Source organism: Thermocrispum sp. (assembly GCF_002919275.1).
Lineage (GTDB): Bacteria > Actinomycetota > Actinomycetes > Mycobacteriales > Pseudonocardiaceae > Thermocrispum > Thermocrispum agreste.
Map to the genome: position 1 here is coordinate 22,713 of NZ_PKFA01000071.1, position 19,331 is coordinate 42,043.

Annotated in this window: 13 protein-coding genes; 11 read left to right on the top strand and 2 right to left on the bottom strand. The window is 70.4% G+C overall.

Annotated features, from left to right (window positions below):
* The first annotated feature begins 1 nt into the window (after nucleotide 1).
* The 9 genes from CXP56_RS18765 (at nucleotide 2) to panB (ending at nucleotide 11,214) form a co-directional block, all read left to right on the top strand.
* Nucleotides 2–2,941, top strand: a complete 2,940-nt coding sequence (locus tag CXP56_RS18765) for an ATP-binding protein (RefSeq protein WP_028848960.1) — start codon at nucleotides 2–4, stop codon at nucleotides 2,939–2,941.
* Nucleotides 2,938–4,995 (top strand): magnesium transporter, encoded by a 2,058-nt coding sequence (locus tag CXP56_RS18770; protein ID WP_286902193.1) that lies wholly within the window; start codon nucleotides 2,938–2,940, stop codon nucleotides 4,993–4,995. Before CXP56_RS18765 ends, CXP56_RS18770 begins: the two co-directional genes overlap by 4 nt.
* Before the next feature lie 4 nt (nucleotides 4,996–4,999).
* Nucleotides 5,000–5,584 carry a hypothetical protein gene (locus CXP56_RS18775; protein ID WP_028848962.1) on the top strand — a complete coding sequence of 195 codons (585 nt, stop codon included), beginning with the start codon at nucleotides 5,000–5,002 and terminating at the stop codon, nucleotides 5,582–5,584.
* Nucleotides 5,585–5,587: 3 nt separating this feature from the next.
* Complete coding sequence (locus tag CXP56_RS18780; RefSeq protein WP_028848963.1) at nucleotides 5,588–6,586, top strand: C40 family peptidase; 999 nt, start codon at nucleotides 5,588–5,590, stop codon at nucleotides 6,584–6,586.
* 47 nt (nucleotides 6,587–6,633) lie between these two features.
* Nucleotides 6,634–7,611, top strand: a complete 978-nt coding sequence (locus CXP56_RS18785) for a hypothetical protein (RefSeq protein WP_286902195.1) — start codon at nucleotides 6,634–6,636, stop codon at nucleotides 7,609–7,611.
* A gap of 77 nt (nucleotides 7,612–7,688) precedes the next feature.
* Nucleotides 7,689–7,889, top strand: coding sequence for a hypothetical protein (locus CXP56_RS18790; RefSeq protein WP_028848965.1), 201 nt, complete (start codon nucleotides 7,689–7,691; stop codon nucleotides 7,887–7,889).
* Nucleotides 7,889–9,349 carry an RNB domain-containing ribonuclease gene (locus tag CXP56_RS18795; RefSeq protein WP_286902199.1) on the top strand — a complete coding sequence of 487 codons (1,461 nt, stop codon included), beginning with the start codon at nucleotides 7,889–7,891 and terminating at the stop codon, nucleotides 9,347–9,349. The genes CXP56_RS18790 and CXP56_RS18795 overlap by 1 nt, the downstream gene beginning before the upstream one ends.
* Nucleotides 9,350–9,354: 5 nt before the next feature.
* On the top strand, nucleotides 9,355–10,119 hold the full coding sequence (locus CXP56_RS18800; RefSeq protein WP_286902200.1) for a helical backbone metal receptor: 765 nt from the start codon (nucleotides 9,355–9,357) through the stop codon (nucleotides 10,117–10,119).
* A gap of 198 nt (nucleotides 10,120–10,317) precedes the next feature.
* Nucleotides 10,318–11,214 carry a 3-methyl-2-oxobutanoate hydroxymethyltransferase gene (panB, locus tag CXP56_RS18805; protein WP_051310432.1) on the top strand — a complete coding sequence of 299 codons (897 nt, stop codon included), beginning with the start codon at nucleotides 10,318–10,320 and terminating at the stop codon, nucleotides 11,212–11,214.
* A gap of 181 nt (nucleotides 11,215–11,395) precedes the next feature.
* Here the strand turns inward: panB and CXP56_RS18810 are convergent, their stop codons facing one another.
* Both CXP56_RS18810 and secA2 read right to left on the bottom strand, forming a co-directional pair.
* Nucleotides 11,396–13,108 carry an NAD+ synthase gene (locus CXP56_RS18810; RefSeq protein WP_028848969.1) on the bottom strand — a complete coding sequence of 571 codons (1,713 nt, stop codon included), beginning with the start codon at nucleotides 13,106–13,108 and terminating at the stop codon, nucleotides 11,396–11,398.
* Between the two features lie 104 nt (nucleotides 13,109–13,212).
* A complete protein-coding gene (secA2, locus tag CXP56_RS18815) occupies nucleotides 13,213–15,573 on the bottom strand; it encodes an accessory Sec system translocase SecA2 (protein ID WP_286902202.1) in 2,361 nt (786 codons plus the stop codon).
* Between the two features lie 145 nt (nucleotides 15,574–15,718).
* On the opposite strand from secA2, the gene CXP56_RS18820 reads away from it, so the two are divergent.
* Nucleotides 15,719–17,323 carry an alpha/beta hydrolase gene (locus CXP56_RS18820; protein WP_245566738.1) on the top strand — a complete coding sequence of 535 codons (1,605 nt, stop codon included), beginning with the start codon at nucleotides 15,719–15,721 and terminating at the stop codon, nucleotides 17,321–17,323.
* Between the two features lie 72 nt (nucleotides 17,324–17,395).
* Nucleotides 17,396–18,739, top strand: coding sequence for a glutamine synthetase family protein (locus tag CXP56_RS18825; RefSeq protein WP_028848972.1), 1,344 nt, complete (start codon nucleotides 17,396–17,398; stop codon nucleotides 18,737–18,739).
* Nucleotides 18,740–19,331 lie beyond the last annotated feature (592 nt).

Sequence of the window (19,331 nt, forward strand, 5' to 3'; positions counted from 1 at the left end):
CGTGTTCGGCCGCGGCAAGAGGCAAGGGGGTGACCCCGGGCAGCCGGCGCCACGGCAGCGCTCGGGCGGCAAGTCCGGGCGCAGACATACCGCGCGGCGCAAGAGCAGCCGGCTTCCGGGTGAGGCGCAGATTCCCGCCTACACCCCGTCGATCGCAGCCCGCAGTATCGACGGGCATCTGGTGCGCACGTCGACAGAGATCTATGCCTGGTACCGGCTCGCCCCGCAGCGGTGGTCCTTCCGGTCGGACGCGCAGCGCCGGGACCTGATCGCGGCCATCGCCGGCCAGTACGCCGAACTGCAGGGACGCTGGCTGCACCTGCGCGTCACCACGCGCCCGTACCCGATCCGCATGTGGGCCGAGGCGCACGTGCACAACGCGATCAACCGGCTGCCGGACGTGCCGGGCGCGCTGTCGTTCGACGACTACCTGATCGGCGAGCAGCAGCAGGTGCTCGGTCGCTCGATGGCCGAGAAGGAGGTCTACCTCGGCGTCCAGGTGCAGACCCGCAGCACCGTGGACCGGGTGGTGGAGCGCACCGCGCCGCTGCTGCGCAAGATCCTGCCGGAGGCGGTCGACGCCGAGCTGATCGCGCTCGATTCCGAGATCGAGCACCTGGACCAGATCATCGGCGGCCCAGGGCTGGAAGGTCGGCCGGCCACCGCGGCGGAGATGTCCTGGCTGATGCACCGGTCGTGTGCGCTGGGCTTGCCCGCGCCGCGCAGCATGCCCGCCGTCCCGGGCACCTCGTGGGAGCCGGAGGACCTCGCCTCGTTCACCGATGCGGCGGACTTCTACGCCGAGCCGTATGCGCCGACGCTGACGGTGCGCGGCCGCACCGGGTCCAACGCCGGGGTGAGCAGCCATGTCGTGGTGCTGACCGTCGGGCAGATGCACGGCCTGCAGATCCCGGAGGTGGACGACCCCTGGGTGCAGCACGCCGACCGGCTTCCGGTCCCGGTCGAGTGGTCCGCCCGGATCTACGTGCGCAGGCCGGAGGAGGTCGCAGGCGAGCTCGGCAGGCAGATGAACAAGGTGCGCTCCCAGGTCAAGCACTACACCGAGGAGCACGAGCTGGAGCCGCCGCAGTCGCTGGCCCGCCAGGCGTCCCGGGTGCTGGAGATCGACGACGAGATGACCTCCGGCTTCACCGCGCTGGCCACCAGGGTGTACTCGTGGTGGCGGCTGGCGGTCTCCGGGCAGACCGAGCGGGAGGCGCTGCGGTACGCGCAGCAGCTGCTCGAGCTGTACAAGCCGAAGATCGCGATCGAGCACCCCGAGGCGCAGTACGCGCTGGCCAGGGAGTTCATCCCCGGCGAGCCGATCGCGTCCAGTGCGTACAAGCGGCGCGGCTCGGTGGTGTGGGCCGCCGCCGCGGTGCCCACGGCGACCGCCGAGGTCGGTGACCGGCGCGGCATCCTGCTCGGCGAGACGTGCACGGCCACTCGCCGCCCGGTGGCGTGGGACCCGTGGATGGCCCAGGAGGTCAGGGACGGGTCCGGGTTGACCGCGATGGTGGCCGGCCTGGGTGGCGGGAAGTCGTTCCTCGGCGGCGGCATCGTGTACAAGACGCTGCGGTCCGGGGCGCACTGGACGATCCTGGACCCGTCCGGTCCGTTGTCGGCGCTGTGCGACCTGCCGGAGCTGCGGCCGTTCGCCCGGCCCATCAACCTGCTCAACGCCCAGCCGGGCATCCTCAACCCGTACCGGGTGGTGGCCGAGCCGCAGCTGGAACACTTCATGGACGAGGAGGATCCGGAGCGCGCCTGGCGCCGTGAGTGCGCGCTGGCGGGCGCCACCCGCAGGCGCCTGGTGCTGGACGTGCTGACCGGTGTGCTGCCGTACGAAGTGGCCAGGTTGCCGCAAACGCGCATCGTGCTGCTGCGGGCGGTCCGCGCGGTTGGCGGCCGGTACGACGCCAACCCCGGTCAGGTCATCGACGCGCTGCGCCGGGACGCCAGCGAGCACCACGACCACGCGGTGGTGGTCGCCGACTTCCTCGACGAGCTGCGTGAGCGCATGACGTTGCTGATCCCGGAGTCGGACGACGACGACCCGTACTCCGGTGCGCGGGACGACCGGCTGACGGTGCTGACCATGGCCGGGCTGACGCTGCCGAAGGACGGCGTCGGCCGGGAGCACTGGACCGACGCCGAAGCCCTCGGTGTGGAGATGCTCAATCTGGCGGCCTGGCTCACCCAGCGGTCGGTGTACGAGCGGCCGAAGGAGGAGCGCAAGGGCGTCTGGATCGACGAGGCGTTCTTCCTGTCCGAGGTGCCGACCGGACGGGTCCTGATGAACCGTTTCGCCCGTGACTCCCGTAAGTGGAATGTGCGAGTGCTGCTCAGCTCACAGGTGCCAGCGGACTTCCTGCGCATCCAGGGCTTCGTCTCGCTCCTCGACTCGGTGTTCGTCGGCAGGCTGGACGACGAGGAAGTCCAGGCGGACGCGTTGCGCCTGCTCAAGGTGCCGGTGGGCGTCGGGTACGAGCAAGTGATCGCGGCACTCGGCCGCAGGCCGGGCGCTGCCCGGTCCACCGAACGCGACCGGGAGCCGCGGCAGTTCATCTTCAACGACGGCGCGGGTGGCATCGAGCGCATCCGGGTCGACTTCTCCGGTCCGCATCTTGATCACCTGCGCGCGGCGCTCGACACCACCCCGGGTGCCATGCCCAGGGCGGCTGCGCCCGTGCGCGAGGACCAGCCGCCCGCCGAGCAGGGCACGCAGGCGGCGGCGCAGCAGCCTGCGCCGCCGGTGGCGGACGAGGACTTCGAGCGCGCGGCGGAGCGCGAGCTGGGTCTGTCCGAGGACGCCATCCAGGTCGAGGCCGTGGCGGAGAACGGTGCGGTCCGCGCAGGCCAAGGCGAAGCACGTCCGGAGCAGGCTCACGCGAAGGTCGGCCGGACCGAGTCCGGCGGGCCCGGCAGGGATGCCGCATGACCGGGCTGCTGGTCACGGTGGCGCTGGTCGCCGCCGTTGCCGCAGTCCGGGCGGCGCGCCGCGCCGCCAGGACCGGCACACCCCGCTCGCGTGCGCTGGTGGTGGTGATCGCCATCCTGGCGTTCAACGTCGTGCTGGGCGCGACGCCGGCGATGGCGCAGCAGTGTGGTGAGCCGCCCAACCCGGAGCGTCCCGGCACCGGCATGGTCGGCGCCTTGGACTCGGCCGAAGCGCGAGGGGAGAAGGGCAGCGCCTACCGCGATTACGGCTACGCCGGCATGGTGTGGCACGTCTACCAGACCGATTGCGGGCCGCTGTCCGGCGTCACCGACGCCAACACCACGCTGGACACCTGGGCGGGCAATCAGCTGTTCAACGTCGCCAAGGTCATCGTCGGCGCGACGAACGGCCTGCACTACACGGTGATGGAAGGTGGCCTGTTCGATCCCATCTACAAGGCGATCGAAAAGGGCACCGAGGCGGTCTACAACAACATCTACGTCCAGTTCTTCGGGCTGGCCGCGCTGCTGCTGGCGATCTGGCTGTTCCGGCACATCTGGAACGGCGATCTGGCCACGGTGAGCAAGAAGGCGCTGTTCGCCATCGGGGCAGTGTGGCTGGCGTCGTCGTCGTTCGCACTGTTGTCGTACATCGACGACGTGGACCGGGCCATCGTGCGCACCACCACCGGCATCCAGGCCGGCTTCGTCGACGAGTCCGAGGAGCGTGTGGTGCGGCACGTGCTGCCGACCAACCTGCACCGGGAGATCGTCTACAAGAACTGGCTGCGTGGCGAGTTCGGCAAGGTGGATTCCCGGGAAGCGCGCAAGCACGGCAGGGCCCTGCTGGACGCCCAGGCGTTCACCTGGCGTGAGATGGCGCGTGGCGACGACGGCGACGAGGCGGTCATCCGGCAGAAGAACGCCGAGTTCAAGCGGGTGGCCAACGACCTGGGACCGGCGGCGGGCTACTTCACCGGCGAGGACGGCTCGCGAACCGGGGCGGGCTTCATCGCGCTGCTGCAGAGCATGGCGTACTCGCTGTTCCAGCTGCTGGCGAAGGCCGCGGTGCTGCTGGCGCAGGTGCTGATCCGGTTGCTCACGCTGACCGCGCCGCTGCTCGGCCTGATCGCCATCCTGCACCACGACACGTTGCGCAAAGTCGGCAAGGTGGTCGGCACGGTCGCGTTCAACCTCGTCGTGCTGTCCGTGCTGGCCGGTATCCACGCGCTGCTGCTCAACGCCATCTTCGCGGCCTCGGGAACGCTGTCGATGCTGACCCAGGTGGCCATCGCGGGCATCGTCACCATCCTGATGTTCGTCGTCGGCCGCCCGGTGCGCCGCCTGTGGCAGATGGTGGACGTCACCACGCGGGCCGTGGGCTCCGCGCTGCCCGCATCGCCCGGCCTCCTGTCGCGGTTCCGTCGCAAGCCGGACGGGCCGTCGCCACAGGACGAGTTCTGGCAGAACGTGCGTGCGATGGACGACACCTCGGTCGAGGCGCCGGGAGCGCTGGGCACCGCGACCGCGTCCGGGCGCCGACTGCGGCCGGAAGGCGGTGGCCAGATGATCACCGCGACGGCGCAGCGCCTGGACGGCCGGAAGGCCCTGCCCGCTGCGGGAACCCCGGACGCCGCCAGGATGGCCTTCACCGGGCCGCCCACCGGGGGCAGCGCCCAGCAGGTCCGCGCCGCCTTGCCGCAGGCGCCGCGGCGGCCGGACGTGACCACGGCGTGGGAGCCCCGGATCCCGAGCCAGCCGGTCAGCCGGGGCTATCTCGACGCGGAGCAAGTGGTCGTGCCTTCGCGGATCCTCGGGGCGTCCTCGGCGAACGGCTACCAGCCGGAGGCGCAGGCCCCCCAGGTGGAGCCGCCGCGCAGGCAGGCGCAGCCGTACGTGAGCGCCGCCGCGGCGATGAGCCCGCCGGATCGGCCGGAACCGCGCCGGGTGGATCCCGAACTGGTCAACGGCAAACCCGTCTACGTGCTGTACCGGCCTTCCCGCGGCCTGGAGGTCCGGCAGGCCGTTCGTGACACGGATGCGGTGGTGAGGTGAGGAGATGCCGATCCGCACCAACAGGGGCCGGGCCGCGGTCTACCGGCGCATCTGGGGCGCACCGCTGCGGTCGCCGAAGCACCTGATCGCCACGGTGGTCGTGCTGGTGGCGTTGATCGCGTCGGCAGGCTTTCTGCTGCCCAAGGTGCTGCCGGGCAAGGCCGGCCAGCAGGAGCCCAGGAACACCGCGGGAACGGTCGAACAGACCACCACGACCACGACCCCCAAGGTGACCGAGACCAGGCTCACGGCGTCGCCGTTGACCCCGAAGTCGGCGCCGCCCGCCTCGGAGGCGTTGCTGGCGGCCCGCAAGTGGGCAGAGGCATGGGTCGAACACCCCCGCGGTACCACCAAGGCGAAGTGGCTGGCGCGGCTGCGACCGCTCACCACCGAGGAGTACCTGCCGCAACTGCGCACCGTCGACCTGCGCAACATCCCCGCGACCAAGGTCACCGGCACGGTGCGCCCGGTGCACAGCACCCGCAGCTCGGTTCAGGTTCGCGTGCCCACCGACGGCCCGACGCTGCTGATCACGGTGATCAAGAGGCCGGACGGCTGGCGCGTCAACGAGTACACCGAGGGGGAATGAGACGTGCGCGCCGGCGTCCTGATGGGTGGCTGCCTCGCCGTCTTGTTCGCACTGATCACCAGCGTGGTGATGGTCGTCGACGTGGTGTCGCAGAGCGAGCGGGCCGCCGCCCAGGGCATTGCTCCGGCCAGCTGCGACGCGATGATCGGCCCGACCAATCCCGGCGACCGGCAGGCCGGGGCGGCGGCCGCGAGCAAGCTGGACGACGAGCAGCTGCGCACGGTGCAGCAGATCATCGCCATCGGCAAGGAGCGCGATCTCAGCCCGCGCGCATGGCAGATCGCCATCCAGGCCGGGATGACCGAGTCGGGCCTGCGCAACCTGAACTACGGCGACCGGGACTCGCTCGGCATCTTCCAGATGCGGCCGTCGATGGGCTGGGGCACGCCCGCGCAGGTCACCGACCCCGAGTACGCGATCAACAAGTTCTACAACGTGCTCCAGGGCGTGCCGAACTGGGAGAGCATGCGCCCCGGCGACGCCGCCCAGGCGGTCGAACGGTCGGCCTTCCCGGATCGCTACCACCGGTGGGAGGCGATGGCCGTCTACCTGGTGGAAAACCTCGGCAAGGTCTCTGACGCCAGCGGGTGCGGCCGCGGCACCGGCAACCTGCTGCCGCCCAACCCGAGGGCGGCCAAGGCGATCGAGTTCGCGCTCTCCCAGCGCGGCAAGCCGTACGTGTGGGGTGCCACCGGACCGAACGCCTACGACTGCTCCGGGCTGATGCTGCGCGCCTACGAGGCGGCCGGCATCACCCTGCCGCGTGTGTCCCGTGATCAGTACAAGGCGGGCGCGATGCTCCCGATCGAGCGAGCCAAACCGGGCGACCTGGTGTTCTGGGCCTACGACAAGTCGAACCCCGCCACCATTCACCACGTGGCGATGTACCTGGGCAACGGGCGGATCGTCGAGGCACAGCAGAGCGGTGTCCCGGTGCACACCAGGAAAATCGACTTCAACGAGCCCGAGTTGCTGCCTGTCGCGGTGCGGCCCGGGGTATAACGACAGCAAGAGCAAAGCGCACCGACACGACGACGAGGCGGCTGACCATGGCGAAACTCTTCGGCAAGCGCGGCAAGGCCCGCCGCGGCAAGCCACAGTCGCAGCCGTTCGATCCGCGCAGCTCGTACGCCATTGCCCCGCTGCCGCGGCCGTCCGGCCCGCCCGCGTCGAGCACCCCGCTGGCCGATCAGCTCAGCTTGGGCGGGCCCGGCGTGACCGAGGACTACATCGTCCTTCCGCGTGCCCTGGCCGAGCAGATGCCGCTGCCCTGGCAGCACCAGGCCGCCGCCGTGCTGGCGCAGTTCCAGCACATGCACCAGCACCTCGACTGGCCCCGCTACCGGGTGTTGCCGTCCCGGGAGGAGCTGCTGGTCAACCTGGACGAGGAACAGCTCGCCGAGGCCGGATACCTGGTGGAGATGGACAGCAACGGCGACCTGGTCTACCGGGAGCGCAACGGTCGCAAGGTGGAGAACCCGGAACAGACCTGGGTGCTGGTCACCTGTCTGGACCCGATCCAGTCGCGCCGCGCGCACCCGGCCGCCGAGGCCGGGCCTGCCGCGATGAACGTCGGCCCCGAGCCGGTGTGGGAGCCGGTCCCGAACAAGGCCCACCACGAACCACCGCTGTCGTTCGCGCCCGCCGGTCAGGACCAGCCGAAGCGGGGCCCCGCCCAGCACGATCAGGCGGCCCCGTCGCGCGGCAATCCGCCGTCGGGGGCATCGGCGCGGTCCGGACGGCCTGCGGAGGACAGCGCCGCGTCCACCGGGCCGAACGGGGTGCCCGGCGGTCCGGGGACGCCACCCGGCGGCGTCCCGGCGGCCCCACCGGGTGTCGCAGCCCCTAACACCCCACCGGGCGGATTCGCTCCGCACACCCCGCCGGGTGGCTTTGCGCCGAACACTCCGCCCGGCGGCGTGAACGGGCTGGTGGTGCCCGCACCCCAGACTCCACCCGGAGGCATACCGTTCGAGTTCGGACCGACCGGTGAGCCGACCGAGCGGCCGTACCGGCCGGACCGGTGATCGTCGCCGCGAGGACCAGCGTCATGCCGCGACGATGGCTAAGGTGGTCGGCAAAGGGCCCGGACGAGGAGCGCGCCATGACCAACGACGACCCTGATCCCGACCGCGGCTGGTACTACAACACCCGCACCGGTCAGGTCGAGCACCTCAAGCGGTCCCGGTCGATCGACCTGCTCGGGCCGTACCCGGACGAGGAGACGGCGCGCCGGGCGCTGGAGATCGCCCGCAGGCGCACCGAGGAAGCCGACCGGGCCGATCGGGAGTGGGACGGCGACTAGTGGCTGGTACGGACTTCTCGGTCATCCGCGAGGAGTTCGACCTGCCCGCACGGTTCTCCGCCGCGGCGCTGACCGAGGCCGAGGAGGCCGCCCGAGCCGCCCACCGGCCCGGGCCGGAGCCGCTCGCCGACGCCACGGATCTGCCGCTGGTGACCATCGACCCGCCCGGCGCCAAGGACCTCGATCAAGCGCTCGCCGTGCAGCGGCGGCGGAGCGGATTCCGCGTGCACTACGCGATCGCCGACCTGGCGGCGTTCGTCCGGCCGGAAGGCGCGCTCGACCAGGAGGCAGGCACCCGCGGGCAGACGGTCTACCTGCCGGACGGTTCGGTGCCCCTGCACCCGCCATCGTTGTCCGAGTCGGCGGCCAGCCTGTTGCCCGGCGAAGTCCGGCGGGCCGTGCTGTGGACGATCGACACCGACGCCCACGGTCAGCCGGTCGACGTCGACGTACGCCGCGCTCTGGTCCGGTCCACCGCGCAGTACGACTACGAAACGGTGGAACGCGCCTTCGCCACCGACTCGGCTCCTGAACCTGTGCGCGCGCTCGCCGAGCTCGGGCCGCTGCGCCGCGAACTGGCCGTGCAGCGCGGAGCGATCGAGCTGCAGCTGCCGGAGCAAGAGGTCGTCCCGGACGGCAACGGCAGCTGGTCGATCACGCTGCGCCCACGCGGGGACGTCGACGCGTGGAACGCGGAGATCTCGCTGATGACCGGCATGTGCGCGGCGCAGATCATGCTCGAGGCCGGGGTCGGCATTTTGCGCACTCTGCCGGACGCCGAGCCGGAGGCGGAGCGCTGGTTGCAGCGTTCCGCCCAGGCGCTGGGAATTCCGTGGCCGGACGGCGCGGACACGGCGAAGATGCTGGCCAGCCTGGACCCGGACCGGCCGGAATCGCTCGCCCTGTTCTCCGACACCACCCGGCTGCTGCGCGGTGCCGACTACACCGCGTTCGACGGCACGCCCCCTGCCGAAGACGGCCACGCCGGCATCGGCGGGCCGTACGCGCACGTCACAGCCCCGATCCGGCGCCTGGTCGACCGATACGGCACGGAGATCTGCCTGGCGGTGAACGCCGGGCGGGAGGTGCCGGAGTGGGTCAAGGCCGCGCTGCCCAGGCTGCCCGAGGTGATGTCGGCCTCGGACACGCTGGCCGGGCGGGTGGAACGAGCCTGCATCGACCTGGCCGAGGTCTGGCTGCTCGCGCCGCGCGTGGGGGAGACGTTCGAGGCGGTGGTGCTGCGGGTCGACGGCAACCACGGGTCGGACGACGACAAGGCCCGGGGTGCGGAACTGGGCGGCGACCACGAGCCGCGCAAAGGCAAGGCGGAGATCCTGCTGGACGATCCGCCGGTGCTGGCGAAGTGCCCGGCGACCGGGATGACGGAAGGGCAGCGCGTGGCTGTCCGGTTGGTCGATGTCGACGTCGACCGGCGCACGGTGAGTTTCGAAAGGGCTTGACGCCGATGATCGACGATCTGGGTGAGGAAGTCCGGTTGCGCAAGACGCCGGAGCGGGTGGTCTCCCTGGTGCCGTGCCTGACCGAGGCGCTGGAAGCCAGCAGGCCGGGACTGCTGGTCGGGGTGACGGACTACTGCACGCACCCCGCCGATCTGCCGGTGGAGCGGGTGGGCGGCTCGAAGTACCCCGACGTCGAGCGCGTCCGCGCGATCCGGCCCGACCTGGTGCTGGCCAACTCGGAGGAGAACCGGCCGGAGGACGTCGGCCGCTTGCGGGCGGACGGCATCCCGGTGTGGGTGATGGAGGCACCGGCGACGGTGCCCGCGGCACTCGGATCGCTGCGCAGGTTGCTCACCCAGGCGTTCGGGCTGGCCGAGCCCGACTGGCTGGTACAGGCCGAGGAGCTGTGGGCCGAGGTGCCGCCGGTGGAGCGGACGGTGATCGTGCCGGTGTGGCGGAAACCGTGGGTGGTGCTCGGCCGGGACACCTTCGGCGGTGACGTGCTGCGCAGGCTCGGCTTCGCACACGCCTACGCGGACCACCGCGAGCGTTACCCCCGACCGAAGCTGGAGGAGCTGCGCGGGCGGTTCCAGGCGGGCGAGGCGAGCCTGCTGGTGCTGCCGGACGAACCGTGGAAGTTCACCCACGAGGACGGACCCGATGCCTTCCCCGGTGTGCCGTACGCGCTGGTCAGTGGCCGTCACCTCACCTGGTACGGGCCGTCGCTGCTGGAAGCGCACGACGCGCTGAACCGCGCGCTGCGCGGGTGATCGATTCCGGATGTGACTCTGGTCCCATGGTGGGTGCGCGGGGGCCGCAGCGGTGCCAGGCTGAACGGGCAACAACCCCGCGACGACGCGGCGGACGCCGGCCGACCACTCCGGTGGCGGCCAGGCGGTGAAGCGGCGTCGGCGCATTTCGGTCACGACCCGGGGACCCGACAAGGGCCTCGAGGAAGGACGGATGTCATGCCCGCGAACACCTCGACAACTGCCGCGGTGCCGAACCGGGCCGAGGAGCCCGCGCCGTACGGCACCGGATCTTCGTCCACCGGCACCAGCACGCTGCCGAAACGGATCCGCATCCACCACCTGCGCGAGTTCAAGGAGCGCGGTGAACCGTGGCCGATGCTGACCGCGTACGACATGTACACCGCCCAGATCTTCGACGAGGCCGGCATTCCGGTACTCCTGGTCGGCGACTCGGCAGCCAACAACGTCTACGGGCACGCCACTTCGCTCCCGGTCACGGTGGACGAGCTGATCCCGCTGGTACGCGCGGTCAGCGGAGCCGTCAAGCGCGCGCTGGTGGTGGCCGACTTCCCGTTCGGCTCCTACGAGCAGAGCCCGCAGCAGGCCGTGGCCACCGGCGTGCGCTTCATGAAGGAAGGCCTGGCGCACGCGGTGAAGCTGGAGGGTGGCCGGGCGATCGCCCCACAGGTGAAGGCGCTGGTCACGGCAGGCATCCCGGTCATGGCGCACATCGGTTTCACGCCGCAGTCGGAACACGCGCTGGGCGGTTACCGGGTGCAGGGCCGGGACAAGGCCGGTGAGGAGCTGCTCGCCGACGCCAAGGCGCTGGAGGAAGCAGGCGCGTTCGCCGTGGTGATGGAGATGGTCACCGCCGAGGTGGCCAAGAAGATCACCCACGAGCTGACGATCCCCACCATCGGCATCGGCGCGGGTGCGCACTGCGACGCGCAGGTGCTGGTGTGGCAGGACATGGCCGGTCTCCGGCGCGGCAGGGTGCCACGGTTCGTCAAGAGGTACGCCGACGTGGCGGGCGTGCTGACCGAAGCGGCGAAGGCATTCGCCGAGGACGTGCGGAGCGGGAACTTCCCCGGTCCCGAGCACGAGTTCCACTGACAGACCCGCCGCCCGGGCCGCTGCGGCTGGTGGCGCGGCCCGGGCGCGTGCTCCAATCGCCCGGCGGCTGCTGGTGCCGGCTCCGGCGTGAATCCGCCGCGGCGGGAACTCGCGCCGGTGACGCGGTGCCCGCTGTGGCGTGCATCCGGGCTCGTGATGCTCGCCGCCGGTCCGAGCCCGGCTAGTGGTGCTCGCGCCAGCGGTTGGTGATCGGCAGCCTGCGGTCCCGGCCGAACGCCTTGAAGGTGATCTTGGTGCCGGGCGGGTACTGGCGGCGCTTGTACTCGGCGATGTCGACCATGCGCACCACGCGGTCGATGACGGCGGGGTCGAACCCCGCCGCGACCAAGTCGGCGTAGCCGCGGTCGCCTTCCACGTAGTCGTCCAGGATGTCGTCCAGCAGCGGGTAGTCGGGGAGCGAATCGGTGTCCAGCTGACCGGGCCGCAACTCGGCCGACGGCGGTTTGGTGATGGAGTTCTCCGGGATCGGCGGTGTCTCGCCGCGCCGTTCCGCTTCGGCGTTGCGCCAGCGGGCCAGCTGCCAGACGTGCGTCTTGAAAACGTCCTTGATCGGCGCGAAAGCGCCGACCGCGTCGCCGTACATGGTCGAGTAGCCGACGGCGATCTCCGTCTTGTTGCCGGTGGCCAGCACGAGGTGGCCTTCGGCGTTCGACAGCGCCATCAACAGCACGCCGCGGACCCGGGCCTGCACGTTCTCCTCGGCCAGCCCGTGCAGGCCGAGGGTCTCCACGTAGGTGGCCACCATGTCGTTGATCGGCTGGACCCGGAACCCGCAGCCCAGCCGCTTGGCCAGCTCCTCGGCGTCGGCCAGGGAGTGCGCCGACGAGTACTTCGACGGCATGGCCACACCGTGCACGTTGTCCGGCCCCAGCGCGTCGACGGCCAGTGCGGCGCACACGGCGGAGTCGATGCCGCCGGAGAATCCGAAGATGACCGAGGAGAAGCCGTTCTTGCGCACGTAGTCGCGCAGGCCGAGGACCAGCGCCGACCACACCTCGGCCTCGTCCGACAGCGGCGGTGCCTGCGGATTGGCCAGCTTCCGGTACGGCGGGAGCGGATCGGGCACCAGCACCTTGCGTTCCACCCGCAGCCCGGCGAACGTTCCGCTGCGGTGCCCGGATCCGGTGGGGAGGTCGAGGTCGGCCACCACGACCTTGCTGACGAACTGCTCGGCACTGGCCACCACGTCGCCGGACGGGTCCACGACGAACGAGCCGCCGTCGAACACCAGATCGTCCTGACCGCCCACCTGGTTGCAGTAGACCAGGGGCGCGCCCGCCTCCGCCGCCCGCCGCGCGGCCAGCTCCAGCCGCACGTCGTCCTTCTTCCGCTCGTAGGGCGAGGCGTTGGGCGCGACGACCAGGTCCACCCCGGCAGCGCCGAGCGCGGCGATCGGGCCGCCGTCCTGCCACAGGTCTTCGCAGATCACCATGCCGATGTCGACACCGTGGAACCGCAGGACGGTCAGCTCGTCGCCCGGCTTGAACCAGCGGTGTTCGTCGAAGACACCGTAGTTCGGCAGGTGGTGCTTGAACTGCCTGGCGACCACCTCACCACGCCACAGCGCCGCTACCGCGTTGCGTGGCCCGCCCTCGTCGTCCAGATATCCGACGACGGTGAGGACGTCGCCGCAGCCCTCCGCGGCGAGCCGAGCAGCCAGGTCGGGCAGCGCGTCGCGGGAAGCTGAGGTGAACGTCTGCCGGAGTGCGAGATCTTCCACCGGGTAGCCGGTCAGCACCATCTCCGAGCAGACGACGACATGCGCGCCCGCGGCCGCCGCTTCCCGGGTGGCGTCGACGATCAGATCGGCGTTGCCGGCCAGGTCGCCGACGGTGGGATTGAGCTGAGCAAGAGCGATCCGCAGTGCAGGCACGTCGCCATTCTTTCGCACCTGGGGTGCGACGTGCAGATACCTGTTTCGTGCTGTGCCTCACCAGCGGGTGCACCGGACGGCGTGGTGTCGCACGCCGGCTCGGCTCACCAACGCTTCTTGCGAAGCAGTCCGCGCACCTTCTTCAACGCCTGCTCGGCGTCGGAGTCGAACGGGTTGTCGTGCACCAGGTACGTCCACGTCGACGTCGGGCGGCGGACGCCGACGGCGGCGACGTCCAGCTCGCCGTCCACCACCTCGGCGTCCCGGAACGTCTCCGCCAGGCGTTCCTTCGCGGTCGGGATGATCTTGTGGTACTCGGGGATGGCGGCCCGGTGGAACTCGTCGATCGGCGTCTCCTTGCCCAGCGCGCGCAGGTGGATCGACTCACGCACGTCGGCCAGGAACGCCAGGTGGTCCGACCACAGCTGGTCGAGGTGGAACAGCAGCACCTCGCGCGCCATGCGCCGGGCCTTGTCCTCGCCCAGCTTCTCGACGACGTCGTCGTAGTGCTTGCTTGCCTCGGACTCCTCCGACTGCAGGTACTCCGCGGCGACGTCGGTGGTGAGCACCTTCTCGCGGAACTCCAGCAGGTCGCTGCGTTGCCGTTCGATGAGCCGGGTGTAGCGCCAGGTGTTGCGGTGGATCTCCAGGTTGGCGCCCTCCATCACCCGCTGCGCGTGATCGATGTGGCGCTTGGCTGCCGGGTGGCTGATCTCGCCGTCGTCGTCCGGCACCAGGCCGTCCGGCACGTCCGGGGCGCCGGAGACGACCAGGTCGTCGTTGAGGCTGGCGAAGAAGATCGAACCGCCCGGGTCGCCCTGCCGCCCGGCCCGCCCGCGCAGCTGGTCGTCCAGCCGGGAGGACGGATACCGCGCGGTACCGATGACGTACAGCCCGCCGAGCTCGACCACTTCCGCGCGCTCCTCCGGCGTGCCGTTGCTGCCGCCCAGCTTGATGTCGGTGCCCCGGCCGGCCATCTGGGTCGAGACGGTGATCGCGCCCTTCTTGCCTGCCTCGGCGATGATCTCGGCTTCCTCGGCGTCGTTGCGCGCGTTGAGCACGGTGCACTCCAGCCCCGCCTTGCGCAGCTTCTCCGCCAGCTCCTCGGACTCGGCCACGTCCTGCGTACCGACCAGGATGGGCCTGCCCTCGGCGTGCACCCGCTTGATCTCGGCGACGATCGCGCGCAGCTTGCTCGACGGGGAATCGAAGATCCGGTCGTCCTCGTCGACCCGGACGACCGGGGCGTTCGGCGGGATGACCGCGACCTCCAGCCGGTAGAACTCGCGCAACGTCTCGGCGACCGCCACCGCGGTCCCCGTCATGCCGGCCACCGTGGGATAGCTGCCGACCAGCGCCTGCACGGTGATGGAATCCAGCACCTCCCCGCGGTCGGACGGCGGCAGCTGCTCCTTCACCTCGACCGCGGCCTGCAATCCGTCCGGCCAGCGCTGCAGCTCGGCGACCCGCCCGCGGGACGCGTTGATCAGCTGCACCTTGCCGTCCCGGACGATGTAGTCGACGTCCCTGGTCAGCAGCGCGTGCGCGTGCAGCGCCACGTTCACCGCGGCCAGCCGCTCGGAACCTTCCTCGTCGTAGAGGTTGATGCCGCCGAGCGCCTTCTCCACCACGGACGCACCGGCCGGGGTGAGCCATGCGTTGCGGCCGTCCGGGTCGGTCTCGTAGTGCAGGCCGGGCCGGAGACGGCGGACGATCTTGGCCACTTCCTCGTCGGCGTCGTTGGCGTCCACCGAGCCGGCCATCACCAGCGGCACGCGTGCCTCGTCCACCAGCACCGAGTCCGCCTCGTCGACGATGGCCACGTCCGCTTTGGCCATCACCCGCTGCTCGACGTCGGTCACCAAGCGGTCGCGCAGCACGTCGAACCCGATCTCGGAGACCGCGCCGTAGGTGACGTCGCAGTGGTAGGCATTGCGCCGCTCTTCGTGAGTGCGCGACGGTTCCACCCAGCCGACCGTCACGCCGAGCAGCTCGAACACCGGCCGCATCCATTCGGCGTCACGACGGGCCAAGTAGTCGTTGACGGAAATGACGTGTACCCGCTTGCCCCGCAGCGCATAGCCGCTGGCGGCCAAGGCGCCCACCAGCGTCTTGCCCTCACCGGTGGCCATCTCCACCACGTGGCCGGTCAGCAGGCCCATGACCCCGAGCAACTGCACGTCGAAAGCGCGTTCGCCGAGCGCGCGCCTGCCCGCCTCCCTGCCGAGTGCGCAGATCTCGATCAGCTGCTCGTTGCTGAACGAATCGGAGGGCTCCCCGTCACGCAGCTTGCCCGCCCTGGCGGTCAGCTCGTCGTCGCTCAGCGCGCGCACCTCGTCCTCGCGCTGCTCGATCTGCGGCAGCAGCTTCTCGTACTTGGCCAGCGAGACGCTGGCCGGCCGCTCGATCAACCGGCGCAACACCTGCCCGATCCGCTTCGTCACCGGTGTTCGCGCGAGCGCCATCGACCTCTCCGTACTTCGTTCGCTGTCCGACGTCTCAGCGGAGACCCGCGACGGGGTTGCCGCCCTGCGAGCTCCAACGACGCATTCTTCCACCGGGTTCCCCACCGTGCGGGGTTCGCGGACCGTTTGGTGGCACGATCTACCCGTGCGACCACGAATTCGCGCGATCGTCTTGATCGCTGCGCTGGTGTCCGTGCCGAGCCTGGCGGCCTGTACCGGCGACGAGCAGGGGCAGCGGCCGACGCCGGCTCCGGTGACGCCGAAGCCGCTGGCGGACGGACCGGCCGAGCTGCGCGGCTTCTACGGGCAGCAGGTCCGGTGGGGACCGTGTGACGGTTACGCCTCGACGGACCTCGGCGAACGGGTGCTGCGCGTGGCCAACGGGCTGCAGTGCACGCGGCTGAAGGTTCCGCTGGACTACGACGAGCCCGACGGGCCCACGGTCGACGTCGCTCTGCTGCGCCAACCCGCACGGGGTCCGGGCAAGCGCATCGGTTCGTTGCTCGTCAACCCGGGCGGCCCCGGCGCCTCCGGGGTGGAGGCGGCCGCCGCGCTGACCCTGTCTCCCGCCATGAAGGAACTCGCCGCCCGGTTCGACATCGTCGGGTTCGATCCCCGCGGCGTCGGAGCCAGCCGTCCGCAGGTGAAGTGCTACACCCCCGCCGAGCGGGACGCCGACCGAGCGGACGACGTCGAGGTCGCCGGGACCAAGGCGGCGGCTGCAGCGGCCGAGCGGCAAGCACGGGCTTTCGCGCGCAAGTGCGCGCAGCGCACGAAGTACGGGAAGCAATTCCTGCAGACGCTGGGCAGCAAGGACGTCGCGCGGGACATGGACGTCATGCGCTCGGCTCTGGGCGACGCGAAGCTGACGTACCTGGGCTACTCGTACGGCACCCGGATCGGCTACACCTACGCCGAGCAGTTCCCGGACAAGGTCCGGGCGATGGTGTTGGATGGCGCGCTGGATCCCACGCAGGACGTGGTGGATTCGCTGGTCAAGCAGGGCGCCGGCTTCGGCAGAGCGTTCACCGAGTTCGCCCGGTGGTGTGTCGAGCGGCCGGACTGTGCGCTCGGGCGGTCGGCACCCCACGCGGTGCGCGCCTACCAGAAGCTGGTGCGCCCGCTGATCGATCACAAGATCGACCTGGCGGACGGCCGGAAGCTCTCCTTCGAGGACGCGACCACGGGCACCATCTACGCGCTCTACACCGAGTCGAGGTGGGAAGACCTCAACGCCGCGCTCAACGAGCTGAAGCGCAACCGGGGTGAGCAACTGATCGCGCTCGCCGACGAGTACTTGGACCGCGAGGACGACGGGACGTACGCCAACACGCAGGACGTGCTGGTGGCGGTGCGTTGTGTCGACGACCGCAGGGAGACCGACAGGGCGAAGCGGGCCGAGGCCGAACGGCGATACCTCAAGGTCGCGCCGTTCCTCGACCCGGGCCGGCCTTCCGTGACTTACCGGGACGTGTGCGCGTTCTGGCCGGTCGAACCCACGGCCAAGCCCCACCTGCCGGACGTGGAGGGCTTGCCGCCGGTCCTGGTCATCTCGACGACCGGGGATCCGGCGACGCCGTACCAGGCCGGGGTGCAACTGGCCAAGGCGCTCGGCGGCAGGCTGCTGACGTTCGAGGGCAGGCAGCACACGGTGTTCGGGCAAGGGGTGCGGTGCGTGGACGACGCCGGTGTGGCGTACCTCATCGAAGGCGAGCTCCCGCCGCAGGGCCTGCGCTGCAAGAACGGATAACGACGGGTAAACACTGGGCACGCCGGAGCACGTGTGCTGTCGCGGCGCGCGAAGCCGGGCTACGCTCGCGCCATGGATCGCCAGCAAGAGTTCGTGCTGCGTACGCTCGAAGAGCGCGACATTCGGTTCGTTCGGTTGTGGTTCACCGACGTGCTCGGTTTCCTCAAGTCCGTCGCGGTGGCCCCGGCCGAGCTGGAGGGCGCGTTCAGCGAAGGCATCGGCTTCGACGGGTCCGCCATCGAGGGTTTCGCCCGGGTGTACGAGTCGGACATGGTGGCCAAGCCGGATCCGTCCACGTTCGTGGTGCTGCCGTGGGAGACGCCGGAGGGCGGTGCGTACTCCGCGCGCATGTTCTGCGACATCGCGATGCCGGACGGGTCACCGTCGTGGGCCGATCCGCGGCACGTGCTGCGCAGGCAGCTGGCCAAGGCGAGCGAAGCGGGCTTCACCTGCTACGTCCACCCCGAGATCGAGTTCTTCCTGCTGGAGGACCTGCCGGAGGACGGCACCCCGCCCCGGCCCGCGGACAACGGCGGCTACTTCGACCAGGCGTCGCACGCCACGGCCACCCACTTCCGGCGGCACGCGATCGAGACGCTGGAGGCCATGGGCATCTCGGTGGAGTTCAGCCACCACGAGGTCGCACCCGGGCAGCAGGAGATCGACCTGCGCTACGCCGATGCGCTGACGATGGCCGACAACGTGATGACGTTCCGCTACGTCATCAAGGAGGTCGCGCTGCGCCAGGGGGTGCGGGCGACCTTCATGCCGAAGCCGTTCACCGACCAGCCGGGTTCGGGCATGCACACGCACATCAGCCTGTTCGAGGGCGACCGGAACGCGTTCTTCGACCCGGAGGACCCGGACGAGCTGTCCGACATCGGCAAGAAGTTCGTGGCCGGGTTGCTCACCCACGCCAGGGAGATCTCGGCGGTGACCAACCAGTGGGTCAACTCCTACAAGCGCTTGACCGCGGGCGGGGAAGCACCCACCACGGTGTCCTGGGGGCGGGCGAACCGCTCGGCCTTGGTGCGCGTGCCGATGTACTCGCCGGGCAAGGCGTCGTCGCGGCGCGTCGAGGTACGCACGCTGGACTCGGCTTGCAACCCGTACCTGGCGTACTCGGTGATCATCGCCGCCGGCCTGCGCGGCATCGAGAAGGGCTACGAGCTGCCGCCGCCCGCGGAGGACGACATCTGGCAGCTGACCGAGGCAGAGCGGCGGGCGGCCGGGTACGAGCAACTGCCGCAGAACCTGGGCGAGGCGCTGGCCGAGATGGATCGCTCGGAGCTGCTGCCGGAGGTCCTGGGCGAGCACGTCTACGACTTCTTCCTGCGGAACAAGCGGCAAGAGTGGGACAACTACCGCCGCGAGGTGACGCCGTACGAACTGCGGACGCTGCTGCCGATGCTGTAGCCCGGGCCGTTCGGCGGGGCGGGGGCTCCGATTGGCTCCGGTACCTGTTGCGAAGGGCGTCGAAGCGCTCGCCGGGGCAAGCCGCCGCGCCGGACGGCGAGTGTGATCAGCAGGACAGGTCCCGCCGTCGCCCGCCGATCGCGGCCCTAAGCCGGGGACCGAGCCGCGATCATGGCTCTGACCTGCGGTTTCGCCAAAAGGTACCCCCCCTTCAAACGGGGGTTGCGGGGTGTGTAATCTACTCACCAGACGCGATCAAGCGGCTCGCAAGACCGGGCAAGAGCCCGGTGGCGGGAGCCGGGCAGAGGCTGGTAAGGTTGATAGCCGGACAGCCGAAGCGCCCGGGACGAGCAGGTTGACACTGCGAAACGGACCGGGTAGAGTAGAGCGTCCGCCCCGAGGTTGTCATCACTCCCGATGTCGAATATCGGAGTAGTGGTGTGCGCCGAGGGGAAAGCCCACCGAACGACTCACGATATGTGACGAGTTCGGCGCGCACTCAGCGTGTTGTTTGAGAACTCAACAGTGTGTTTGTGAGCTTTTGAGCCAGTTGTTTGGGCCCTGTTTTTGGGTTTCTTTGGGTTTTTTGTTT